We start from the raw sequence: 23,279 nt of genomic DNA, 5'->3' as shown, positions 1-23,279 counted from the left end.
AAGGAAAAGGATCCGAAGGTCAAAGAAAGGCTGCTGCTGTTAATCATTAAGGTAAGAGAAGATGGATAGGTTTCTTTTCAGCAGAGGTGCACATAGAGAGGATGGACCTTCAACTCTTACTTGGAGTATCCCGCTATTACTTGTCTTTCGCCTACCGTGGCAGTGGTGCATATAGATATATGGGTCAAACTTTCTGCCCCGGTTTTCCCGGTGGTTATGCTGTCGGAGGTGCTCTGAGTATGGTTGGGACCAATCCAGGCGACGATTATGAAGATGAGATCTCACCTAAAGAGACCTCAGTCATCACTAAAAAGAATCTATGGTCGGAGGGATTAGTTCTAACCTTTCCGACAGAATCAAGCAAACTGTCTCCTAGCGAAGACAAACGACTCAAACAATTTGTGGCAACTTGGCGACGGCGTTTTCCTTGACATAAATGAATTTTTTTGTAGAATAAATAACCTTTTGATCTATTTTTATAATGAAATCCTTTTGAATACCAAATAGCTAAAATTTTTATTAATTAAGCCGATTTACTAATTTATCAATCGATATAACTCTAAATTAACAGTTTGTAACTTTGACAAACTCATTGGTTTGAAGTCTTTTACATATTTAATTCGATTCTTAATCTCTATTGAAGGATTAAAATCCACTGGCCTTATTTTATTACATCTTGAAACCCAAAGATCAAGTAACTTTGTACATTCTTCAACAGATATTTTTCTTATGTTTAAAAGATAGGGAACTAGTATGTGAAAAATACAGTACTTTCTATGATCACTCAAAGGTGTTTGAAGCAGTTTTTCAATCCATTCTCCATTTCGTATATCTCAATCCTCATATGGGTCTTGTCAAATATTTGATTTCATTTTTGTATTATAATTGATTAAATTAACAATATCTTTTTATATGTCATAGTGAGAAAGAGAATTTATGAAATACCTCTCATTTTGGATATTTGCTCTGATCATATCTGTAGGGCCAATGACCTCATTTGCTTTAAATCCAGTAATTATACAATCTATTGAAGCATCATCAAATGAACGATGCACCAGTTTTGATATAGTAGATGAAGACATTACATCAGAAAGATGTACTGTTCAAGGTCAAGATCCAACTATAACAGATACCACATGTACTGATGGCGAATGCTCTAGTCAAAGTTCTGAAACAACAAACAAAGAGGCTGCCCAAGCACAACAAGGATCGAAACAATTGTGTAAAGAGTATACAAAAGAAAATGAAGATAATCCAGATCCATGGTTTACTTGTACAACTAAATAAAATCAACAATTGTAGTTCAAATCCAATAAGATCCGATCAGGATACCTTCGACCTCATAATTAAATAGATACAATTAGGAATTTAAATGAAGAAACCTGTAATGAGACTGAAGGTTGAAATTTAAAACTTAAATTGTATAATTACATTATGCTCTAGTTCTAGTAAAGTTTTTACCTTTCAAAGGGAATGTAATAAAAAACTATCTGTATCTATTAATACTTTTTAGTACCCTATAAAAAATTAACGTAGTTGATAATGCTATAACTTGTTATCTTTATTTTATTATGCTGATAAAAATGGACACCTAATCAGATTTACCATGAATATATGGCGAGTTTAAGTATGGTAACAGATTCTTATTGTTAAAGAAGTCTGGATTTTAACTTATATGTCCATCAAAGACCATGATGATAGTAATTGCCGAGAATGATCTTCGAGAAAAGCAAGTAAGTCATGTTAGTTTTAAGCAGAGATCGAGAGATTAAAATTCAGTACACATTTTAGATTTTCTTATTTATTGCTTTCAATATTTTATCATCGGCAATATGGTAATAGAAATTATATTGATACCATTAGGAATGGATAATTATTAATAGTAAATATTGATCACATTATGTATATATACTTGGATCAATTCACTAATGGTAATGACTTACAATGATAAGAAAAAACTTGTGCTGCTATCTTCAATAATACTAATGGTCATGATGACTGCTCACGTCAATTCCCTAACTTTAGTTGCAGAAGCAAAGCCCTGCGACGTTATAAGTGGAGGAGACAGTATATTGATTACTCCAAAGCAGGATCTCTGTTTACCAGGACAAGCCAATAACCCGTCATGTGTACCACAGAAACCCAATTGCGGTAATGATGATAATCAAGATCCACAATAATAGTTAATACATTAATTAACAATACCTTTTTATTTTCTCAATTTAGGTAATGTAAATCGAGAGGTCTGTAATACAAATTTGGTGCAAATTTTGGATTTAATTTTAAGAATTTTACAATTTTGTAAAAGACATTTTTGCTATATCTTGAATCAGTTTTCGTAAATATAATTAGTCCGACAGAGGATCTTTTATCTGATTATAGTATATTAAGATGTTAAGGTAGTCGACTGAGGTATAAATCCGAAATATCAAATAAAAAAGGATGGAGAACCTTAATGAATCTGAATAAAAGATAATCTAAATTATCATACATTATATTATTGATTTCATGCTAAGATATTTAATCAATAAAAGATTGATTTATTTCGTCTAGATTATCCTTTACAATTTCTATTTTGTCTGGACTTAATTTGATCGATTCAGTTTTATTCCATAAACTTTGAAATTCTCTAATTTGAAATTTAGTATTATCGCAATTTTTACATCTAAAGGAGACTAAAATGTCAATCCCCTCATTCGTATTAATATCCTCAATATTTTCTGTGGTAATATTTTTCGAACCACACTCGAGACATTCAGAATGCTCAATGAGAGCTAAAGGAATTATTTTCCGTTCGGTCCGCCAATTCGATGCGTTTTTATCCGGACTGTATTTGTGAATAGTGTATTCCATTGGGGAAGGACAAGAAAAGGAAATGAAAGTGTTTTTAATAAAAGGAAATAAAGCATATATAATTACGTATGTTAGTAACATAGAAGGATATTCACATTATCTACTAACAATACAAAAGATGATTAATTCACTTGTAATATGAAGCAAAGAACCATCAGTGACCGGCAATTTAGAAAATCTTGATATTATTTCCAAACTGCTAATAAATCTTTATTAAAATAGCAATTACACGTGGTTTTATTTCGGTGGGATTAGGTTCCTTATGGTATGAGGGTTCGGTGGAAAGAGTCACAGATCTGTGAGTAATTTGATCAAGAATATTTATAAAATAAGTATTAAATGTGTCGGGTTTGCACGAAACTAAGTATACAACTTCAAATACCAGACAATTGGAACACCCCCAATTCATATACACATGGATGTTCTGACATCAACGATGATCTCGTCAAGGTGCTCAAATGGCTGTTATTTTTATTTCGCGATTATGGTATATTTTATATCCTGGGCAAAATTAGGTTCTAAACAATCTATCTTAGAACATATTAGGCTCGACTTATATTGTATAGTATAGTTACCTTTTTCAAGAGGTTTAGTTATTAAATAATAACCGTCCGCCACAGCTTTGGAATTTCCTTCGCTAGCTCCAAAAATTGCATTTTCAGGAAAATATGCGTCAAAAGTCGCGGTATGTACTCTATATGGGACCAGATCTTCACGATTATATTCTTTGTTATTTATCTTTAGATATAGACTAGTAACGCTATCTTGATCATTCTTTGCTATATTATGTAGATTCTCTATAGAGCTATTTGGAACCTCTTTATCAGATACCTCTACTTGTGAAATGGGAATGAACAAACCTTTTCCAGATTCAATAATACATGTTCTATCCGATTTTCCTCCCCCATTGCCACTCAGATAAAATATAGACGAATTTGTCTCAGATTGTCCGTTATCGCAATTGGAGCCAGTAGCATCTTCCCATGGATTTTTGTCTATGGGCAAAGATAAAATCCATTTCCAAAAGTTTTCGGTATGTCTCTCATATGATAATCCATACGGATTACTGTCAGGTGGAAAAATACCAATTGTAGAATTATCAGAGGAAGCAACAGATATTAACATCGTTGAAGGAATTAACAATACAGTATTTAACATTAAAATTGCAACAAAATAGACTATTTGAATCATTCTATAATCTGTATAAACTGCTACTACAAAAGAATTATGATATAGATTAAATTCTATGAGTCCATATTGATAGATTGTTTGTAAGAGTCATACTATATTCCAGTTTAGTGGAAAATATCAAATTACTGAATTTCCATTCTTTAGAAACTATACTTTTAAACAACTTGTCACCCTTATATGTCAATTTTTCCCCAACTCATTTACAACCTTTTCTATATAATTTTTTAATTCGTTAGGATCGTTTTCAAGGTCCACATTTTCGGAATCCATCAATACCTTCTGTTGTTTAATGACATTATTCACCGTTTTTTCGATTTCCTTTTCGAATTCAACAGTCCCAATGAGATCTAATAATTTTAACTCATTTGTTTTTTTATAGATGGTTCTACGAAGATTAGCGTTTGAAGATAAGAAAGTTGCTGACACATATATGCCGATTACTATTAAATAAGCCGAAACAATCAATATTGTGATGGATGCTATCCCGAAAGGAGGATATGGTCCTAAAGCAAGTGAAGTAGATTGGTTAGATCCGAATAATAAAAGAAATCCAAATCCTGAAATGATCATACAATCTCTTAATGTTTTATCAAACGTGATGAATTTCGATATTCTCCAAAATAACAATCCAAATATCAATCCGCCTATTGGTTTACTCAATACAATAAACGTAGTCAGTATTATCGAAAAATTTACGGGATCGGTTTGAAGAAAAGATGAAAACATCTTAGAAAAGAGATCTTGAGCAAAATAGCTTATTAAGAAATAGATTACAGGTATACTCAACAAACCCCAATTTCTAAATCCTTTAGACAACTGATCTTTTGAAACATGCATTAACAAGGCTGTGGTCAACCAGATACTTCCAAATGATAAAATTGTTGAAATCTTGAAGATAAGTAGTAATATCGAATGCTTCCCTGCATTTAAGTCCATACTACCCCCAACGAATTGTCGAATTTGTTCTGGTTTTTCCATTATGATTAAGTTTAAAACAATTGCGGTCATCACTAGATTAAAAATAATTAATGATAAAGACAGAGCATAAATGAAAAAAATACGATTATTTCTTATACGATACCATGAAACAAATATACTAGTGATCTTCCCTATAAGGAACGCAGTAGTCCCAAAAACAATAGTGATAATAATCATAAGGATATAAGATAGATAATAATTAACATAAAAAATCTGGATTATTAATATAAATATAAAGATCATAACGGAAAATTGGGTGATGTAAACAATCTTGTCAATTGAACCCAGATTTAGTTTAATATTTACTTTTGTTTTTTCGATTAATTTTTTCATATACTGAAAAATTACTAATTCAAGAATTAGACATGCACTTGTAATTATACTAAACAATATCTTTTTTCCATCCGGAGTGATGAAGTTCTTTTTTACTATATCATAAAACTTAATGAGAAATGTATCAATGAACATGAATATTGTTAATAATGTAATAATTAAAAAAATTACATTAAACTTTAGATATCTAGAATTATGAACAATATCATGCCTCAAATACAGATTTGATTAGATATTCTAAGGATATAAGGATTGAAAAATTTCTTTGGATAACGAACTTACCAAGCCTTCTATTGCATTATCAGAAATAATAATTTCATTAGCTTTACTGTTTACCATTTAATTTTTTTTTTGACTGGTGCCTGAACTGAAAAAAGAAGTACATCTACTTCGGCTTTAGACGCTAGCGTTAATACTATTTAGCATAGGCCATCATTTGGAGCAGTCAAGTTGGTAAGGATTTCTAGGTTGGTAAATAATTTAATTGTCGTTTGGTTCGATCTAACTAATCCTTTTTTTTAATTTTTAGCTATTAGAATACTCCTAACAGTTCTGATGAAGTCCACCTTTCATTAATAAATTCATCCTAAGTACTTATCGACATAGTGATGACTCTATGCAGTGATGGATATTTCAGTCCTAAATTATCTAAACTCAAAAAACCTTTTGTATTTTTTAATGATGCTTTTATTCTTTGTTTTGAATTAAAGTCCATATCCAAAGGTCTTATACATTCACATTTATCGAGTCATCTTTGTAAAATTAAGCTGGTCCTCATAACTTTTTGTTCTTCCCAGATACGGTCCTAAAATTAATCTCAGTTATTCCTTTCTTTCATCTTAATACATTTTATTTTGTCCTGTATTTGGGAATTTTGATTATTTTTGTTTAAAGAAAGATTAACATCTGTAAAAATACCATCTCATATTCTATGATCTCACGAATCAGAATAAATAGAGGTATTGAAGGGTAGAAGATCATTACCAATGTTTATAGCTAATCGATTTTCTTATTTATCACTAATGATACAATAAATTATAGGACATGAGTTCTAAATTATTTATAGGATGTTCTGGATGGAATTATCTTGATACATCTCAAAATGGTGGGTGGGTAAACGCCTTTTATCCTAGCAAAAAGACCAAAACTTTTGCATATTACTCACAATTTTTTGATACTGTAGAAATGATCCAAACTTTCTACAAGAAACATTATAAAAAGATGAGTAAGGATCTGTTTACCTGGTTAACAGAGATATCTCCTGAAAATTTTAAAATGTCTGTCAAAGTTCCTCAAATCATAACTGATAATAAAAGATTAAACATTTACAACAAGACTATGATAGATGACCTAACACTTTTTCTTGGTAAAATTTCACCTCTAAAAAATGCCAATAAGTTAGGTGCTATAATCATTCGATTACCACCATATTTTACTATCAAAGAACATATGCAGTTGCAAGAGTTCTTATATATGATAAAAAATAACTCAGTTACCAAATCTTTTGATTATGCAATAGAATTTAATGACAAGTCATGGGATACAAAAGGAGTATTAAATATATTACAGCATTACGATGTGTCATATGTATTAAGTGATGCACCCAGTCAGGCGAACCTAAATTTCTTAAATAATGAAGATCATATAACATGCAAGTCCTTGGCGGTTTTTCGACTTTGTGGAAGGAATACTTATGACCATATGTCCAACTATTCATATTCTCAGAAGGAACTAGAGACATTAGCAGAAAAAATAAAAAAAATTAATGATATGACTGATAACACCTTCGTTTATTTCAGTAATTCATACGGTGGACAAGCCGCTGTTAACGCGCTTCAATTCAAAGAAATGGTGAATAATGCACCTCTATTCGAAAATAAAAAGATGGTATTAGATAGGACCAGAAAATACCTGTCCAACTCGCTGTAAACTGGTATGACATCTTATTAAAGCACGGGAGTTAACTATGACATATATATGCGAGGCTTTACAAATTATCTTGACTATTGGTAACACTATTCTAAGAAAATATACACAGAATATCAAAACTGCATTATACCCTAGATATGGATGTAATAGGTGATTTTCTACAAGACATTATGTTACTTTTAGAAGAGAACACACTAATTCGGCAGCTCGGATTGCTTACACGAATGTTTTCCTACATTTTTTGTTAACTCCGTCCTCACTATCGGTTTGTGCTTATGGGTTTTGCTTTAGACTTATGTAAATGACTTTGACAATATTGCATCGGAAATTAATTAACTGCCTATTGCATCTTTTATTCGATTCATCTGGTTGATCGCTAATCGCTCAGGAATTCAAAGACCAATCCATCTTTATCTCGATTGCTGTCTGTTAAGATTTCGACTATTTGATCGGAAAACCCAATGGAGTTAGTTATGTCCAATAGATTTTTAATGTTCTCCTTAATAATGTCATAGATGGTTTGAGGATCTTCAGTAGGAGGAGGGATCGTTGAAACTGGACCAACTGTTACAGTCACATGACAGGTTTGCTAGTCGTACCTTCTTCATTGGTGACAGTCAATTGAAAAGTGAGGTCAATTTGCGTTGTGGTTGTCGGTGCGGCAAAGGTTGGATTGACAGAAGTAGCATCATTCAGTAATACATTTGGTCCATCGGTTTGATTCCATTGATATGTTAATATGGAACCAAGTGAGTTTAAATCCTTGTGGTTAAGGGTTCACACATCAATCAGAATTTATCGTAACGGCATTCATAATACAAACTAAAACCACGGCCTTATTGGTTTGTTAATAGACAGATTGAGTCTGAATTTGCAAAATAGTTATTCTGAATAAGAAAAAAAGATCGTTGGTACAGGCCGAGTCTGGTTTAGATTGTTAACAGTATAATTTTGCGGTACGATGTAGAATCTAGATAGATAATTATCCATTTTTTCAAACATTTTTTCATAAATGGTTCACCTCTGGCTACAGCATTTTCGCTGCCGTACATTATCGTTATAGACTAGTTAGCATCATTTTATAAATTAAAATAAATTTTCTTCCACTTCTTGCTCTTCTCCTGCATTTAATATTATTTTATTAGAAATTGAACCATTTTCAATTAAATATACTATATCATTATCTAGCATGTATACCAGCCCATTAGACGGATTGACTACAATTTCATCATAGAGATATTTGATAGGAATATTATTTTTTAATAGTTTTCCTTCAAATACGTCGATAGAATAATCATAATTATTTTCTTTGGTAACATAGGTAAGCCCATTGGCTGGATTAAAGAATATTTTTTTAGGATTGCCCCCTATTTCCATCGTATCGATTATTTCAGTATCATTGATTAGCGATGCTTTTCCTGGATTATTTGATAATACATAGAGTAAATGATTTACTGGGTTAAGTTCAATGTTCTCTATGGGGCTATTAAGGACTAGACTATGTATCTTCTGGGTTCCGTTTATTATTGTGATTTTTCCATTAGTAGACTCGCCGAAACCTAAACTACCGGTAGATCCAGGAGATTTGCTCGCAGTTATATCACAACAGATTGGGCCATTTCCTACATCCTGGTTGAATTGTTGAATTTCTGCAAAAGGTTGTAATCCGCCAGAAAGTTGACTATTATTACTCAATGGATATGGATCAGGATCTTTTTCGATCTCTTTGTATTCATTGCCTACACCATACATATATCCATTAGAAGGGTTATAGGCAAGATAATCCACCCTATAGCCAGTACTCAAATTTCCCTTTATCCCTGACGGATCTAAAATGATGATATTTCCTTTATAACTATCCACACCATACATATATCCATTAGAAGGGTTATAGGCAAGATAATCCACTTGACCAAGGCCTATGTCTAGGCTCTTTATTATTTGCTCATTATCTAAGACAAATATTTTACCATATTCGCTACTGGTTGCATATGTATACCCGTTTGAGGGATTGTATTCTAAATCATCTATCTCAACTCCGGTATCTATAGGTTGGATTTCATTACCGTCGAAAACATTAATTTTGTCATTAGTGCTCAGAAAATATATATTATTTTCAGAAATATCATAAACTGGATCTTTAATATCTTTGACTGTTAGTTTTTTAACAAGGTCTTTATCATTAATTGCAGCAATCTCCTCTGAATCAATGATCATGTACAATATTTTGCCCGATTGATCGTAGAAGGTGTTCTTTTTATTGGCGTCTTTAAACACAATCCCCTCATTTTTTAGGTCAGGAGTATTTGGAATACTGTTTCTTTCCGTACTTGTAATTGCATTTTCGTTTTCCGTATCATAACCTAAGATAGATTTGCAACCACCATCAAGATCTTTAGAAAATCCAGCAGGACATTCATCATTCTTATCACTTTTGATGTCGTTTTCATTATCGCCTTCCTCATTGGAATTACCTAAATCTGATAATTTAATATCAAAATCACTTGTACTCTTCTCATCATTATCACTGTCGCGATCTTTGCCTTCATCATCATCGTCATTACTACTGCTCCGGCTACTGCCATTTACTGCTTCGCAATCACCATCAGGACTCCTATGAAATCCATCGGGACACCTGGGTTTCCCTTTATTTTCTGTCACTCTTTCGCAATCACCACTGGGACTCTTATGAAATCCATCGGGACACCTTCCGAAAGATTCTTGATTATCATCCAAAATAACTAAAATAGGACCACTAAAAATTAATGCTAAAAGAATTAAAAAATGATATTGCAATTGATTGTGTTTATATGGATAGATATATAATCTTATTACTATTACCTTAGATTTATCGTAATAGTAAATTCTAACTTTTATTATTATCAATCAATGTTAGTAATCCAAATATTGAGGTCATGGCACAATAAATCCATTGTTTATTGACAAAACATTTAATTCGAAGATGACCACTATTCTTGTCATTTTATCCGTAATTCTTATGATCTTCCCATGGTCTGGAAGTGTGTTGGCTACACCTGCGACTAGTATTCAAAATCCTTCTAATACGACCTTGACTCAACCAAGTCAGCCACAACAACCACCTCAAGGATCTCAACCGGAAGCATTTACTATTCCAAGAGATATTGGTGGAAATTCTGTCTCTCAATTTAGCCCCCCAGATAATGGCGGAGATGATTCGGACAATAGCATAGTATTACTCAGTCAAAATTATGACGAAGACAGATTTGCGGATCACCTAGTTGGTGAATTATTAAATAACGGAAGCGAGACAGCGGAATTTGTACAGGTATCTGCATCTTTCTATGACGAGGATAATGTCTTTCTAGGGACGGCTTCAGGTATCACAGAACCTTCATCAATCCCACCAGGGGGGAGAGCAGGGTTTGACATTATGATAACTAGTGACGCTGTTCAAGATGACACTGAAAGATATGAATTTAGTATCCAATGGTCAGATGACGATTTCGAACAACACACTATAAGAATAGCAGCAGAACAGGCAGTGGAACTTGATGACGTTGATATTAATGGTAGTAACAATTACAATAGTGCTACTGTGGGTGACTTGAATTGTAGCGATGTTGCTGCAAGTAACTTCCAAGTTGGAGGCAGCGATCCAAATAACTTTGATGGTGACGGTGATGGGATTGGATGTGAAAGCAGCAACAATAACAATAATGCTGATAGCCTAAATGTTGTATCTAGTGATAATAATTCGCGATGTCCTGATGGATCTCATCGTAGTCCAAGCGGAGATTGTGAAAGAGTGACGGACACTTCGGGAATGGAACGATGTCCTGATGGATCTCATCGTAGTCCAAGCGGAGATTGTGAAAGAGTAAGTGACAACGATGACAATAACGATAACAATAACGATGAAGGCAATTCAGACCAAGACAATAATGGTAACGAGAATAGTAGTGATGAAGGCAACAGTGGCGGAGATAGTGACAGTGGCGGAGATAGTGACAGTGGCGGAGATAGTGACAGTGGCGGAGATAGTGACAGTGGCGGAGATAGTGACAGTGGCGGAGATAGTGACAGTGGCGGAGATAGTGACAGTGGCGGAGATAGTGACAGTGGCGGAGATGACGGTGATAATAATTAGATAAGTTTTTCCAATCATTTTTAACAGCACTTACAATTTTTCAATGTGTTTTGGTTTTACTAATCTTATAATATACAGTCTCACTGAGCGAAAAGAAGTCGAAAAATGTGATTTGAATGAAAAATGATATCCAAAATATTTATCCGTAGAATCATCTCGGGATGGCTTCGGCGTATGTGAAACAAATATGACCTATATTCTAACTTAGGTGATAAGAGAATTGCAATCAGGTATTTCAACCAACTAAGAAATCTTATATATTTAAGTTTCGAGATTCTCATCTCTGAAATATGGTAGATAAAGTAGAAGTAACAGTTACAGATTTAGAAAAAAAGCATAAAGGTAAAGCAGGATACGAGAATATGTTTTCTGTGGCTAAGCATGTCTACATGAACGATGAAAAAGTAGATACAATTGGCTTTGCAATTGATAAAGAAAATCTCAAGATCTTGAGGGCAAAAATTGATGCGATGTTAATCGATGATGATAAACCGAACAAAATGAAATAAAATGTAAACACTTAACCTAGTAACGATATAGCGATAAAACAGTCTTCTATAGTTACCAAGACAAAGCCATGATCACATTTTACGGGGAGCTTTTATACATGGTCCATAGAGGAATATATCACTCGAAAAACAGAGATAGGCGAAGATGTACGTGGCTATTCAAATTAAATAATTTACCACCTCAGAACGATAGAGTTATGGGTATCAAGTTCCCATAAAATTTTACAATATTTTAACGATAACCACCATAGAGTTTCCAACTATCAATACTACTTACATTATCTACATCTGTAGGGCCGATAGATAATTTGAATGCGGCTGATTCGAAAGGTTGAATAGTACTTGGGGTTGTGAAAGTTGAAATGGATCCTATTTTATTTTTAGTTATATTATAAAGTTCTACATACGCTTTAACAAGATTTAATGTTTTATTTTGATTATTTTTGATTTCACCTAGAATATAGAAAGAGTTCCCCTCAGAGAATGTAGAATTAGATTTTATGGAAATAGGGGGTTGAGCGTTTGAACTCTTATTTTGACCTTCAGAATCCTGTTTTTGAGAAAGATTAGAAGCAGACTGCTCCTGTAAGGCAGTACCTTTTTCGATTACCGCATTGGTATTGTTAGGGTCAATTTCTAATATCTTGTCATTGTATGAGATTGATTCTCCATATCTCTCTAAAGAGTTCAAAAGATTCTCTTTGTATAGTAATGCCAGTGTATCTTTAACATCAAATGAGCAGATGATTTCTTTGTTATCGTATATTTTACCAAGTTTAGTCGTGAGAAGATTGTTGTTAGCCTCCAAACTTATCGATTTGATAGAATACTGCAGATGGTCTGGTATCTTAAATTCCATTACTTTTTACCTCATTTTCGGTTGAATTTTCTAATGGTGTGACAAGACCCAATGCTAATAGCTCTTCCGCATGAACACGACAAAACCTTCCAACTCTGTTTATGTATATTATATTTAGGAGCTCGATCCCCTCTTTGTTGCAATGTGCTATACAGGCTTTATCTTTAAATGCTAGTGAGTCAGTATCTTTGTTATCAGAGTCATGGTTATTCATGGCTTTTGATCTACTTATGCTTCTACCTTCTGACTGACTAAAATTGGAAACTTTAGAAGGCAGACTTTTTTCTATGATTCTCAAAACATACTTGCTTCTGCTAACATCTCCCCTACTCTCGTCGATTTTATTCCAAATTTCCTTATCCAAGGAAATTCCGGTTGTCCACTTTCTTTTTAATTTTGCCATTTTGACAAAATAAAATATAACTTCAAATATGAAAAATATGAAAAATACCGGTATTCTTGAACTTTAAATATGACCTAAAATTGCCAATTCTAGATATTTTGTATAAAAATGAACAAGGCGATGTAGGAAAATCCATTCAATATAGTCAATTATATTATAAAGTAGACGAAAAGATACACCCAGATAAAGATAAAAACTCTCCTCCAAAAGTTTCAAAAACCATGTTCAGTAGGACCCTTAATGAATTATCCAGGTGGAATTCCATTTCATTACTCAAAACAAAGGAAAAAATTGTAAATGGTGTATTAATAAAAACGGGTTACGAGAACAAATTCACATCATTAACATCTATTGGCAGATTTTGTTATAAGAACAAATTTTCCATCGATGAATATGAAATTTTTAGGGATTATTGTTTAATCATTTTAAGTCTAACGGAAGAGGGTCTAATCAACATCAAAAAAGTAAGATCAGGATTAGGATCAATTGTTATTTATAATAAAAATAATTTTAGAACATTAGTCTCTACATCGAGAAAAACTGGCATCACGATCAAAGAAGCTACTGCAATTATGAACAAAGATATGGAAAAGCAATTATCTGAGGAAAAACTAATTTTATGCTTTAAATTTCTAGTTGGAGAGGAAATTATATCCTCATACTACGTGAATAAGGAGAAACTTTTTATCATTAATAAGAATCTCGAACAATTTGTTAAGGAATGTTGGAACCTTTTTGATCAAATAATTGATCGTATTCATAGAAAATGGGCCATTGAAGGATTATTTGGAGAAGAGAAAGAATGGTATATTCAAATGTATGGAAAACGACGATATAACCTTAAAGACCTTCAATATCGTGAAAAACGATCTAAAATAACCAATGAAGAGAAAAAGACTTTGGATATCACCAAAAATACAGATAAGAAAATTGATGAACTATATATGCGAGTAAAACAATCTCTTGAATCTATTCCAGCGAAACAATATGTAGTCATGCATTCACTTCTCACGCATATTTGTCCAGAAGATTTCTTTAGGACATTAAAAAAATAAGATGCAGGTGTATTACAGGCATTATAGAACCAATTCTAAATCTTGCTGGTATCGATTTTAGATAATATTTGTCGAAATTTCAGTTCCATTTCTTCCTTAAGTGATTTAATACTTTCTTCATATTTTTCATTTAATTTTTCTATTTGTTGTTCTTTCTCCTGGAGTTTTTCTTTAATTATAAATTCATTAGATCTATCTTTATCCAACAATTCCTTTACCTGAATGGATAGCTTTTGTTCCTCATTAACAGTTACAAGATCAACTACTTTAAGATATTGTTGTAATAAATACTCCTCTTTTGGTCGGTAATAATTTGCCTTTAGTCCCCTCCTTGAAAAGCCATGTCCCATTAAAATTTCTACATCTTCAGACTTTATGATCATTTCACATTGAGTCTGAAAGAATTTTCTAAAGCCATGTGATGATTTGAAACGCGATTTTCCTTCAGAATCTAAAGTATGAACAGATATTACTCCTTGGATCTTCCATGCGTCATAAATTAATCTTCGAATACCTTCAGCATCAAGTTTCTTTGGCAGGGTTGCTTGGCCTATCCTGTGTCCATGAGTTTTGCTCATCTTTTGCCATTGATCACGTATTAGCCAGCTTTCTCCGGTAATCTTTTCTCCATGTAATTCTCTGAAGTCTATATAAGATTTTAAAGAAGAGTACGCTTCTGGACTTATGTAAGTGCTATATTGTTCGGGTTCTTGATAATACACTATCAATTTTGCTGCAACTATTGAACCATCTTTTTCTATTGGAATTACATTTTTCCATCTTAACCAATTCCAAGCACCAACACGAATTCCAGATGATAGCATTGTAAGAATAATTGGTCGAATCCGAATATCATTGTAATTTAAAAGTGATTTTATTTCTGAAATCTCGGGAATCCTATCATTTGAGGTTTGGTTAACAGAAGGCATTCCTTTTTTTATCTTATCCCAATTCACAAGGATGTCATTCATAGTGAAGAAATGTTTTATGGCTTTTATGTAATTCCTCAAAGTACCAGGACTAATCTCCTTACTATCAACTCTACTTTGTTGAAAATGTATGTAGCGCATTAGCTCTGATTCTAGAGCTTTACGATTTTCGATCTTACCCGAGTAATCACACAATGAAATACATTTTTCTTCGATAGTCTCCCCCGAGGCATTTGTAAAACTTAAAAACCTCATGAGCATAGCTGGATATTGTCTTTTTACATCTTTAGATTTTAACGCATAAGCAAAATTTTGAAATGGAGTTGCCTCTTTTAGCCACAACTTATAATAGTTGTAGTCCAAATTAAGTATATTAGTGTGTATTTCTAAGCGGGTTCGGTGGGATTCGGACCCACGACATTTTAACCTCTTTCGATCTGGTTAAGAGCCAGACGCTCTACCTGGCTGAGCTACGAACCCTACGTTTAAATGAAATTAGCTGAACACTATTTAAACTAAACTAAGGAGATTATCGGTTTTATTAATATAATGGTTTCAAAAAATTATTGGATTGGTTTCGCGGTTGTAGCTTGTTGCTGATTCTGATTGATGATCTCAACAATTGCCTCAGAAACTGAGCATTTTAACCTCTCTTTCTCTTTTAAGACCTTTCTATAAGCTTCTAGAGTTATATAGACTGGAATTGAGCCGGTACCTTCCAACAACGCTTTAACTCTATACAACCCATTTTCCATTCCTCTTTCAGCTATTTTCTTTAGCTTAACTTTATCAATTAAGCCTCCAAGAGGTCCCATAGGCATATCGTACTCTACTGTTAATGCTGTCTTTGTTTTTTTCTCTTCTAATTCATCAAAATCAACAGTAATCTGCCAATGTTTAAATGGTCCTTCAATCATTTTTGCGACTATTTTTTTATGTGGAATGTAATCAATGGTTTCACAATCCCATTCTAATTTTTTGCCATCAAAATCACCGCTAATCCTAAAAATTGTACCTACTCCAAATCCGTTTTTGACTTCTAATGGAATTACGTTTAGACCCATATTTTCTGGAAATTGATCTGCCATGTGTTCAGGTCTTGCAAAATAAGTGAAAACTTCGCTCAATGGAGCAGCAATATCCATACTCTTACTAATGGTAGTCATAAGATAACTTGATAAATAATTAATATGAATTTATAGTTTTTCCTAGCAAAAAATAAAAAAATAGGGTTTTTATGCAAGGGGATTACTGTTTACAATCTCGTCAAGACACTTTATAATGTCCTGTTTTGTAACTTGTCTCGGATTGTTATCTAAATGCCCCCTATCAGGCATAATAACATCTGCAGCGGCATCCAGAGGTTGGTTAAGTTTTAAGGGCTCAAATTTTAGTTTTTGGCATATTTTCTTGAATCTATCATAATAGACAGAATTGTTAAATTTGTGGGCAATAGTTGTGCATGAAGATAAAGAATATCCGTGTGGAACGCCCTCGTTAGAAAAAACATATGATAAGGCATGTCCTAAGGTAGTTGATGAGTTGCCAAAGCCTATTCCTGAAAGCATTGCCCCATAAGGCAATAAATCAGGTTTATCGTTGATTATAGCGTCTTCCAGAATATCAAATGCCTCTCTGCAAAACAATTTTGTTAGAGGATTTGCCAACTTGCTGTCGTATCCCTCGGAGGCTTGTGCTGCAGCATCACATGCAGAATTACGCATGATATTAAATGGAGTCCCAGGCAAAAAGTATGGATCAATAACAGCAGCATCAGCCAAGAATGCCTCATCCTGTAGTAATTTCTTCTTATGATCAAAACTAATCACAGCATAAGTAGTCATCTCGGCACCTGTTCCAAATGTAGTAGGTATTAGAATTTTTGGGACACCAGTCATCTTGCTCAAGTATTTACACACATCAAGTGAGCTACCTCCACCCAACCCGATATAACAAGACACATTTTTTCCATCAAATTCATTTTTTATGGTTTCAATGGATTCAATAGCTGGATCAGGAGTGACTTTATCATAAATGTGATAATTTTTTATTCCCATATAGTCAATCCATTTTTCATAAATTTTGCTCTCTGTGGTTGTTATTATTAATGCATTTTCAGGGTAATCAAATTCCTTTGCGGCATTTTCTCCATATGCGATTTTTTTTGGAATTAAAATCTTCCACACATTACCCTGAAATGTTTTTTTCAATTTAAATATTTTCTTCTAATATCTAGATGTCCACCTTATCGATTAATATGGATCACTCTTTTTTAGTACAATGTATCAAAACGGGATAGCAACATCCTTACGGCCTCGTTTTTGTGAACCAAAATCGATTTTGCAGATCCTGATTGGGCATATTGATCAAATTTTGAATCAAAGTAATTTTCAAGTCATCAAACATACAAGATATTTTAGCCTTATTAAGATCCAATAGAACAATGGTATATATCCGCATGTTACACGCTCATGATAAAATAAGTGCTTTAGACACTCAAAATTCTTGTTAATAAGATAAAAGTTAGGATGCATAATAACAGGTATGGAAAAAAAGGACGTAAAGTTTCATTTTCCGGTTTTAATATATGATAATTATTGTTCTTCTTGCTCCAAATTTGCTAATTTCATTTACAACCTGTCCAAAAAAGAGATAGAAATCCTGGGGCACTTTGATATTGAAAGGTCCACAGAACTAAAGGAATTAGTATTTAGTAATTATTCCAAAGACCCAACTAGGATGTTTTGGTATGTAAAGAGAGACAAAGCATATGCTTCAAGAAAAGGCTTGGTACAGGTAATCACAGATTTGATAAAAATTAACCTAGGCCTGATAAAATATAAGAATGTGCAATTAGTCGATCAGAAATTATCCAAATCCTGCTATATAAGAAACAATTTTTATTCCCAGTATGGATGTGGAGATGATACAAAAAGTGTCCTCAAACGAATTTCATATCTTATTCGAAATACAGATTCAATTCGATGGAATGCATAGGTCTTTCTTTTTTTTGCCTTCTTCCAATCCCCTTCATCTCTTCCTACCTTCTTTTTAGATACCCATCGCTGTGAATGAGAGGAAAACCGTCGTTGGCCGACTCACCCACACCATCCCAACAATCAATTAAATAATTAGACTTAAAAGCGAGAAAAAATTTACCGTTTCTTATTGAAATGTTTGGTTTTGAAATTACCTCCGATTTATTGATAGTCGCAATTTTTGCTCAAACAATTGCCATTTCATTAATAATATTGACTATTTATTTTAAAATACAAAAAATTCATTATAAAAATATTGATTTACAAGAGAAAATAGATGAAAAACTTGATAGAGTTGAATCAAAATTATCCTATTTATACAACCAAGTTTTAGTAATCTCCGCTAATCAGGATAAATTCAACTGTACCAAATCTTCTCTCGATCCCTCGACTTATTACCGAACTAGTGTTCCCAGTACTGAGGAATCAGGTTCTCAAAGTCTATTTAAAGATACTATTCTATATGGTCAAAATTCAATGAGCTCTAGAATAGCAGAATCAAGACAAACTGCAACTGTACCAAAAGACTCAGAAACTCGACCTATACCAGCAAAAGAAACTTCATCCTTTTCTCCATTAAAATCAGAACCCGCGATTACAACCACATCATCATCCCCTACTTCTAATCATCATTCATTTTCAGAAATATCGACAAACAACAAACGTAGTGATGATGCTTCTAAGGACACAGCAACAGACTTTGTGCAGAACAGTAAGGAATCTACAAACACCAACAGCTTCGCTGATACTGATCGCCCCATTGAAAAAAATTCAAACCCAGAAATAGATAAAATAGAGAAGGAAATTTTAACCGCCCTCAAAAGATTGGGTGGTGATAATGATGTAGATGGTTATGGTGATAGCAGTAGAGAAGATTTCATTTACCCGACAGCAAAAAAGTCCGACAGGAAGGTCAAAAACATTGACTAAAGTCAATTAGAAAGTGGTTTTTTATGCAATTTATTAATAAATCTAGAATCATTATCCAAATTAACCAATACGATATTGGCAAAAATTATAAATGATAATCTGCTATAGACTTTTAACCATGATTTATCATTATTGAAGGTGAAAAGAGAATTTCTCAATCAGATGATAACAACTTAGAAAAGGGTCAAACAATAAAGAAAATTGCCAAATATGAGCAACATCAAACGATTGTAAATCTCTTTGATTCCGGAATTTCTCCAGAGATAATCGCATTGCAGCTAGATATTGATGTAGAGGAAGTTGATGAGGTCATAAAGAATCTAAATGAAAAAAAAGATCATGAAAATAACAGATTGATAGGCAACAATATGGTAGATAATGCCTCTGTCTTTTACGTAGATGCTCTGATAGATATCCAAAAAATTATTACCGCTTCCCAATCAAGTATGTGGAAAGCTTTACGTTCAGATCCCATTTTTACAGCCCCGTTTGAAGAAACTCAACAGGTTCTCAGCAGTTACTATAATGAAAAAATTAAACTGATAATTCTAAATATCGATATAGTAGGGTCTACGAAATTGTCAATGAATCTCCCGATAGAAAGGGTGTCTAAAATAATTCAAACTTTTAGTCAGGAGATGACCAAGATCATCCGTCTCTATGGAGGATATGTTTTGAAATATATTGGTGATGGAATAATTGGTTTTTTTAATGTTAGTTCCGACCATTTGTATACCCTTTGTATTAATGCAATAAATTGCGCCCGTACCATGATTAAAGTTATCAATCATGGATTCAATCCGGTATTTAGTCAATATGATTATCCGGAGATCGGGGTTAGAATTGGTATTGATTACGGCGAAAATGTAATCGTAAAGTATTATCCACATGTAGATAATGTAAACGACCTAACACTGTATGATTATAAAACCATTCAAAAAACTAGCGAATTGATATCCGATAAGAAACCGTCTTACGATATACTAGGATACACCATTAGTATTGCTACCAAAATGACTGCTTTTGCTAAGGTTAACCACATAGTAGTGGGCCAGTTAATTTATGATGTACTATCAAAAGAGGAACAAGAATATTTTTCTGTTGTAGCGATCAATCCTGAAAACTGGAACTATATCAGCGACGAGACAGGAACGATATACAAACTTTACCTGAACCGCGCCTAAGTATCTACCTGGTTCATATTTAAACTCTAGACATTGATAAAAGAGGAAAATGTTAATTTTAGATAAGGATTTATTTTTGATCTTCATAGAGTTACACATATGACGAAAGTATGTTCGTTTTGTAATATTGCTACAATTAATGAATCTGAGAGTGTATGCAATGTATGTATGAAGAAATATGGCATAGGCACTTTTGATAATAGCAGAGATGGTTGTGGATGTGATTGCTGACAAGAAGAAGCAGGTCATAATCGATATAGAAATGAAGATGAAAAAAGTACAAACCTAAAAAATTAAATAAAAAGTACAAAAAACAAATTCAGGGTCAGTAAATGGTAAAATCAAATCATCTCTTTTATTGTATATTCATACAGCCACCGTATCATCATACCCTGTATTGTTGAACTCTAAATGTTAAAGACTTTATTAAATATTAACTTGGCCCGGCTTCTAGAATCTTCGCTTACATGCACTATTACCAAGCCCTGATATGGTTGTCCATAACATACGACCCAATTATCTGGCGAAAACATGAGAAACGGAAGCGCAACCAAGTCTTCCTCACCTTCAATAATGAATTGGATTTTGCTTTCTAATTTGCTTTTAGTTAATTGCAGTATTTCTGTAATTATACGCTCATCAAGCTCTCCTGGTTTATTCTCGAAATATAAAATTTTATCAGTGGTATATTCAAATCTCTCGGGTTTTTTTATCCTTTTTTCTTTTCCATCTACAACCGAGATGTCAGGAATATAGCCTAAACGCACCAGTTTTTCAGTAGTAGTATCTCCTACTGTTATTATCTTGTTTGCTCTTCCAATTTCTCCGTTTAAGGACTCTTTATTGATATTATCGTCCTTGATTAATACCCCAAAAGGCTCCTTCAAAAGATTCAATTGGGATTGATCGATTTTCAAATTCTTGTCTCTCCTCTAAAAATTTTAGAAAGGTTTCTTTTTTGTTTCTTTTCTCTCAAGGTTTGGTTTAAAGAATTATTAAATATTATCCAGAACTCTATGATTTTTGTTGTTCTTTTTGTTGTTCTTTTTGTTGTTCTTTTTGTTGTTCTTGTTCTTGGTCCATCAGTTCTGATGCAATAACGCTTATTCTTCCTGCGGTGATTTTGGAGATTTTATTAAAAGCCTGAGCATATTCAGATGTAGGTTCAGAAATGAGGACAGATACTCCGCTATCGCTTCCTTTCATAATTTGGGTTGTCAAAGGTATCTCACCAATGAAAGGAATTTTGAACTGTTCACTAATCTTAATTCCTCCACCTTCTCCAAAAATATGTATTTTTTCATCACAATTAGGACATTTTAGATAGCTCATATTTTCTATCACACCTATTATAGGTATGTTTAATTTGTTGAACATACCGATTGATTTAACGGCTACATTCATAGCAACTTCTTGAGGGGTTGTCACAATAAGGATCCCGGTAATTGGTATTGTTTGTGCCATGGTTAGGGGAGCATCACCAGTACCAGGTGGTAAATCAATAATAAGATAATCAAGTTCGCCCCAGTTTACGTCCGTTATGAACTGTTTTACTATACCTGCAATAATAGGACCACGGTATATTCCAGCTTGCTGGGACTGCTCATAAAAGAATCCCATAGACATTACCTTAACATTTTCAGTAATAGGAGGTTGAATCTTACCTTCGAAAACCTCTGGGACCTCTTTTAGTCCCAACATCAAAGGTACACTGGGCCCATAAACGTCAGCATCTAATATGCCAACTTTAGCACCGGTTTTTGCAAGAGCTACGGCCAAATTCACCGAAACAGTGGTTTTTCCAACACCACCCTTCCCACTTGCAACAGCCAGTATATTTTTTACTCCAGGCAGGATCTGATCCATAGTTATTGTCCTGCCCTCCATCACTCTAGCCGTAACTTTAAGATCCAAATCTTTGATTCCCAAATTTGAAATAGTATTTCTCACATCCTGCTCAATTTCGCTATTAAATGGACAGGCAGGGGTAGTTAATTCCAATGTAAAAGCAAGTTTATCTTCATTAATGGTAATATCTTTTATCATACCCATAGAAACTATATCTTTGTGTAATTCAGGATCTTTGACAGTCTTTAAGGCACTAATGACTTTATCTACAGTAACCATAACGATATAAAAATCGAGTTATTATTCTATTTAAATCATTCATTCTCAAAAGCAAGAATGAAAATAGTCTAAACAGTAATTAAGGATGGATCTTTCCACATAATTAATCAAAATTAAACATAAAGTTCATAAACTGATAGTTCTGGATATCTTTTATCTTTATTATGTTTGCTATAGCACATATGTCCGATGTAGTAAGAATTCCCCCTAGTAAGCTAACTAATTCTCTAAAGTTAACTGCAATTGGTATCCTAAAAGAAAAATATGAAAGTATGGTCAGTTCAGATTTGGGTTATGTTATTTTGATCATAGATGCAGAAACCAACGCTGTAGGCAAGGTTATTGCTGGGGATGGAGCTACATATCACAAAGTAAATTTTACAGCTTTAACGTTTTATCCTAAACTTCACGAAGTCGTAGAGGGTGAGGTAGTAGAAATTACAGATTTTGGTGCATTTGTTAGAATAGGTCCAACTGACGCTCTCTTACACTTATCTCAGATCACCGATGATTACTTAAAAAGTGATGTTAAACAAGGTTTGATATTATCAAATCAATCTGAAAAAACTTTAAGAATAAGCTCCAAAATACGTGCAAGAATCACAGCAATTAGCTTAGGAAAGAGTGCATCAATGGGCAAGATAGGAATCACATGTAGACAACCATTTCTAGGTGCATTAGAATGGGTAGAAAAGGAGATACGACGTGCCCAAGGGGGAGCAAGTGGGGAAAATTCTAACAGTAAGGATAACAATGCAGACAAAAAAGGCGCAGAGAGCGCACATTCCAGAGATGCAAAAAAAGACAAGAGATAAAAATTATACCGAGTAGT

The 23,279-nt window shown here is 33.3% G+C and carries 25 protein-coding genes and 1 tRNA gene; 11 read left to right on the top strand and 15 right to left on the bottom strand.

Features of this window, described 5'->3' with window-relative positions; genetic code table 11:
• Positions 1-140: 140 nt before the first annotated feature.
• Entirely contained in the window at positions 141-431 is a 291-nt protein-coding gene (locus tag AAGU22_RS02345) for a hypothetical protein (protein ID WP_458720634.1), read from the top strand.
• Positions 432-536: 105 nt separating this feature from the next.
• Here AAGU22_RS02345 and priX read toward each other — a convergent pair whose 3' ends face one another.
• Positions 537-812, bottom strand: a complete 276-nt coding sequence (gene priX / locus AAGU22_RS02340; RefSeq protein WP_458721729.1) for a DNA primase noncatalytic subunit PriX — start codon at positions 810-812, stop codon at positions 537-539.
• 124 nt (positions 813-936) lie between these two features.
• Between priX and AAGU22_RS02335 the strand changes: the two genes are divergently transcribed.
• Positions 937-1,287, top strand: coding sequence for a hypothetical protein (locus tag AAGU22_RS02335; protein WP_458720633.1), 351 nt, complete (start codon positions 937-939; stop codon positions 1,285-1,287).
• Between the two features lie 647 nt (positions 1,288-1,934).
• Positions 1,935-2,180 carry a hypothetical protein gene (locus AAGU22_RS02330; protein WP_458720632.1) on the top strand — a complete coding sequence of 82 codons (246 nt, stop codon included), beginning with the start codon at positions 1,935-1,937 and terminating at the stop codon, positions 2,178-2,180.
• A gap of 340 nt (positions 2,181-2,520) precedes the next feature.
• Here the strand turns inward: AAGU22_RS02330 and AAGU22_RS02325 are convergent, their stop codons facing one another.
• From AAGU22_RS02325 to AAGU22_RS02315, 3 genes are all read right to left on the bottom strand, one after another.
• Positions 2,521-2,853 (bottom strand): hypothetical protein, encoded by a 333-nt coding sequence (locus AAGU22_RS02325; RefSeq protein WP_458720631.1) that lies wholly within the window; start codon positions 2,851-2,853, stop codon positions 2,521-2,523.
• A 471-nt stretch (positions 2,854-3,324) separates the two neighbouring features.
• Positions 3,325-4,011, bottom strand: coding sequence for a hypothetical protein (locus AAGU22_RS02320; RefSeq protein ID WP_458720630.1), 687 nt, complete (start codon positions 4,009-4,011; stop codon positions 3,325-3,327).
• Between the two features lie 213 nt (positions 4,012-4,224).
• Positions 4,225-5,052 carry a hypothetical protein gene (locus tag AAGU22_RS02315; protein WP_458720629.1) on the bottom strand — a complete coding sequence of 276 codons (828 nt, stop codon included), beginning with the start codon at positions 5,050-5,052 and terminating at the stop codon, positions 4,225-4,227.
• A 1,347-nt stretch (positions 5,053-6,399) separates the two neighbouring features.
• Between AAGU22_RS02315 and AAGU22_RS02310 the strand changes: the two genes are divergently transcribed.
• The gene (locus AAGU22_RS02310) at positions 6,400-7,284 is read left to right on the top strand and encodes a DUF72 domain-containing protein (RefSeq protein ID WP_458720628.1); all 885 of its coding nucleotides are present in this window, start codon (positions 6,400-6,402) and stop codon (positions 7,282-7,284) included.
• Positions 7,285-7,660: 376 nt separating this feature from the next.
• Here AAGU22_RS02310 and AAGU22_RS02305 read toward each other — a convergent pair whose 3' ends face one another.
• The 3 genes from AAGU22_RS02305 to AAGU22_RS02295 all read right to left on the bottom strand — a co-directional run bounded on the left by AAGU22_RS02305 (position 7,661) and on the right by AAGU22_RS02295 (position 10,020).
• Positions 7,661-7,861, bottom strand: a complete 201-nt coding sequence (locus tag AAGU22_RS02305; protein WP_458720627.1) for a hypothetical protein — start codon at positions 7,859-7,861, stop codon at positions 7,661-7,663.
• Positions 7,858-8,025, bottom strand: a complete 168-nt coding sequence (locus AAGU22_RS02300; RefSeq protein ID WP_458721728.1) for a PKD domain-containing protein — start codon at positions 8,023-8,025, stop codon at positions 7,858-7,860. Before AAGU22_RS02300 ends, AAGU22_RS02305 begins: the two co-directional genes overlap by 4 nt.
• Before the next feature lie 345 nt (positions 8,026-8,370).
• Positions 8,371-10,020, bottom strand: a complete 1,650-nt coding sequence (locus AAGU22_RS02295; protein WP_458720626.1) for a hypothetical protein — start codon at positions 10,018-10,020, stop codon at positions 8,371-8,373.
• A 226-nt stretch (positions 10,021-10,246) separates the two neighbouring features.
• On the opposite strand from AAGU22_RS02295, the gene AAGU22_RS02290 reads away from it, so the two are divergent.
• Together AAGU22_RS02290 and AAGU22_RS02285 are read left to right on the top strand one after the other, a co-directional pair.
• Positions 10,247-11,413 carry an FxLYD domain-containing protein gene (locus AAGU22_RS02290; RefSeq protein WP_458720625.1) on the top strand — a complete coding sequence of 389 codons (1,167 nt, stop codon included), beginning with the start codon at positions 10,247-10,249 and terminating at the stop codon, positions 11,411-11,413.
• A 290-nt stretch (positions 11,414-11,703) separates the two neighbouring features.
• Positions 11,704-11,922 carry a hypothetical protein gene (locus AAGU22_RS02285; RefSeq protein ID WP_458720624.1) on the top strand — a complete coding sequence of 73 codons (219 nt, stop codon included), beginning with the start codon at positions 11,704-11,706 and terminating at the stop codon, positions 11,920-11,922.
• A gap of 232 nt (positions 11,923-12,154) precedes the next feature.
• Here the strand turns inward: AAGU22_RS02285 and AAGU22_RS02280 are convergent, their stop codons facing one another.
• On the bottom strand, positions 12,155-12,781 hold the full coding sequence (locus AAGU22_RS02280) for an FxLYD domain-containing protein (protein ID WP_458720623.1): 627 nt from the start codon (positions 12,779-12,781) through the stop codon (positions 12,155-12,157).
• Positions 12,771-13,184, bottom strand: a complete 414-nt coding sequence (locus AAGU22_RS02275; protein WP_458720622.1) for a hypothetical protein — start codon at positions 13,182-13,184, stop codon at positions 12,771-12,773. The genes AAGU22_RS02280 and AAGU22_RS02275 overlap by 11 nt, the downstream gene beginning before the upstream one ends.
• 56 nt (positions 13,185-13,240) lie before the next feature.
• On the opposite strand from AAGU22_RS02275, the gene AAGU22_RS02270 reads away from it, so the two are divergent.
• Entirely contained in the window at positions 13,241-14,239 is a 999-nt protein-coding gene (locus tag AAGU22_RS02270) for a hypothetical protein (protein ID WP_458720621.1), read from the top strand.
• Between the two features lie 35 nt (positions 14,240-14,274).
• Here AAGU22_RS02270 and AAGU22_RS02265 read toward each other — a convergent pair whose 3' ends face one another.
• From AAGU22_RS02265 to AAGU22_RS02250, 4 genes are all read right to left on the bottom strand, one after another.
• Positions 14,275-15,510, bottom strand: coding sequence for a hypothetical protein (locus AAGU22_RS02265; protein ID WP_458720620.1), 1,236 nt, complete (start codon positions 15,508-15,510; stop codon positions 14,275-14,277).
• A 49-nt stretch (positions 15,511-15,559) separates the two neighbouring features.
• Positions 15,560-15,648 (bottom strand) — tRNA-Lys (locus AAGU22_RS02260).
• Between the two features lie 83 nt (positions 15,649-15,731).
• Positions 15,732-16,334: an SRPBCC family protein gene (locus tag AAGU22_RS02255; RefSeq protein ID WP_458720619.1), complete on the bottom strand. Its 603-nt coding sequence runs from the start codon at positions 16,332-16,334 to the stop codon at positions 15,732-15,734.
• A gap of 69 nt (positions 16,335-16,403) precedes the next feature.
• The gene (locus AAGU22_RS02250; RefSeq protein ID WP_458720618.1) at positions 16,404-17,378 is read right to left on the bottom strand and encodes an iron-containing alcohol dehydrogenase; all 975 of its coding nucleotides are present in this window, start codon (positions 17,376-17,378) and stop codon (positions 16,404-16,406) included.
• Between the two features lie 334 nt (positions 17,379-17,712).
• On the opposite strand from AAGU22_RS02250, the gene AAGU22_RS02245 reads away from it, so the two are divergent.
• The 3 genes from AAGU22_RS02245 (at position 17,713) to AAGU22_RS02235 (ending at position 20,320) form a co-directional block, all read left to right on the top strand.
• On the top strand, positions 17,713-18,165 hold the full coding sequence (locus AAGU22_RS02245) for a hypothetical protein (protein ID WP_458720617.1): 453 nt from the start codon (positions 17,713-17,715) through the stop codon (positions 18,163-18,165).
• A gap of 176 nt (positions 18,166-18,341) precedes the next feature.
• Positions 18,342-19,136, top strand: a complete 795-nt coding sequence (locus AAGU22_RS02240) for a hypothetical protein (RefSeq protein ID WP_458720616.1) — start codon at positions 18,342-18,344, stop codon at positions 19,134-19,136.
• Positions 19,137-19,408: 272 nt separating this feature from the next.
• Complete coding sequence (locus tag AAGU22_RS02235) at positions 19,409-20,320, top strand: adenylate/guanylate cyclase domain-containing protein (RefSeq protein ID WP_458720615.1); 912 nt, start codon at positions 19,409-19,411, stop codon at positions 20,318-20,320.
• A 407-nt stretch (positions 20,321-20,727) separates the two neighbouring features.
• Here the strand turns inward: AAGU22_RS02235 and AAGU22_RS02230 are convergent, their stop codons facing one another.
• Both AAGU22_RS02230 and AAGU22_RS02225 read right to left on the bottom strand, forming a co-directional pair.
• A complete protein-coding gene (locus tag AAGU22_RS02230) occupies positions 20,728-21,237 on the bottom strand; it encodes a GTP-dependent dephospho-CoA kinase family protein (protein WP_458720614.1) in 510 nt (169 codons plus the stop codon).
• Between the two features lie 97 nt (positions 21,238-21,334).
• Entirely contained in the window at positions 21,335-22,447 is a 1,113-nt protein-coding gene (locus AAGU22_RS02225; RefSeq protein ID WP_458720613.1) for an Mrp/NBP35 family ATP-binding protein, read from the bottom strand.
• 164 nt (positions 22,448-22,611) lie between these two features.
• Between AAGU22_RS02225 and AAGU22_RS02220 the strand changes: the two genes are divergently transcribed.
• Positions 22,612-23,262: a DNA-directed RNA polymerase gene (locus tag AAGU22_RS02220; protein ID WP_458720612.1), complete on the top strand. Its 651-nt coding sequence runs from the start codon at positions 22,612-22,614 to the stop codon at positions 23,260-23,262.
• The last annotated feature ends 17 nt before the right edge of the window (positions 23,263-23,279 follow it).

This window comes from Candidatus Nitrosocosmicus sp. R, from assembly GCF_054408505.1.
Note: the sequence above shows the minus strand (reverse complement) of the source record. Positions and strands in the feature narration are given on the sequence as shown.

Coding starts and splice junctions, on each gene's coding strand:
- AAGU22_RS02335 (WP_458720633.1), top strand. CDS start 937: ATGAAATACCTCTCATTTTGGATATTTGCTCTGATCATATCTGTAGGG.
- AAGU22_RS02330 (WP_458720632.1), top strand. CDS start 1,935: ATGACTTACAATGATAAGAAAAAACTTGTGCTGCTATCTTCAATAATA.
- AAGU22_RS02325 (WP_458720631.1), bottom strand. CDS start 2,853: ATGGAATACACTATTCACAAATACAGTCCGGATAAAAACGCATCGAAT.
- AAGU22_RS02320 (WP_458720630.1), bottom strand. CDS start 4,011: ATGTTAAATACTGTATTGTTAATTCCTTCAACGATGTTAATATCTGTT.
- AAGU22_RS02315 (WP_458720629.1), bottom strand. CDS start 5,052: ATGACCGCAATTGTTTTAAACTTAATCATAATGGAAAAACCAGAACAA.
- AAGU22_RS02310 (WP_458720628.1), top strand. CDS start 6,400: ATGAGTTCTAAATTATTTATAGGATGTTCTGGATGGAATTATCTTGAT.
- AAGU22_RS02290 (WP_458720625.1), top strand. CDS start 10,247: ATGACCACTATTCTTGTCATTTTATCCGTAATTCTTATGATCTTCCCA.
- AAGU22_RS02285 (WP_458720624.1), top strand. CDS start 11,704: ATGGTAGATAAAGTAGAAGTAACAGTTACAGATTTAGAAAAAAAGCAT.
- AAGU22_RS02280 (WP_458720623.1), bottom strand. CDS start 12,781: ATGGAATTTAAGATACCAGACCATCTGCAGTATTCTATCAAATCGATA.
- AAGU22_RS02275 (WP_458720622.1), bottom strand. CDS start 13,184: ATGGCAAAATTAAAAAGAAAGTGGACAACCGGAATTTCCTTGGATAAG.
- AAGU22_RS02255 (WP_458720619.1), bottom strand. CDS start 16,334: ATGACTACCATTAGTAAGAGTATGGATATTGCTGCTCCATTGAGCGAA.
- AAGU22_RS02245 (WP_458720617.1), top strand. CDS start 17,713: ATGGAAAAAAAGGACGTAAAGTTTCATTTTCCGGTTTTAATATATGAT.
- AAGU22_RS02240 (WP_458720616.1), top strand. CDS start 18,342: ATGTTTGGTTTTGAAATTACCTCCGATTTATTGATAGTCGCAATTTTT.
- AAGU22_RS02225 (WP_458720613.1), bottom strand. CDS start 22,447: ATGGTTACTGTAGATAAAGTCATTAGTGCCTTAAAGACTGTCAAAGAT.
- AAGU22_RS02220 (WP_458720612.1), top strand. CDS start 22,612: ATGTTTGCTATAGCACATATGTCCGATGTAGTAAGAATTCCCCCTAGT.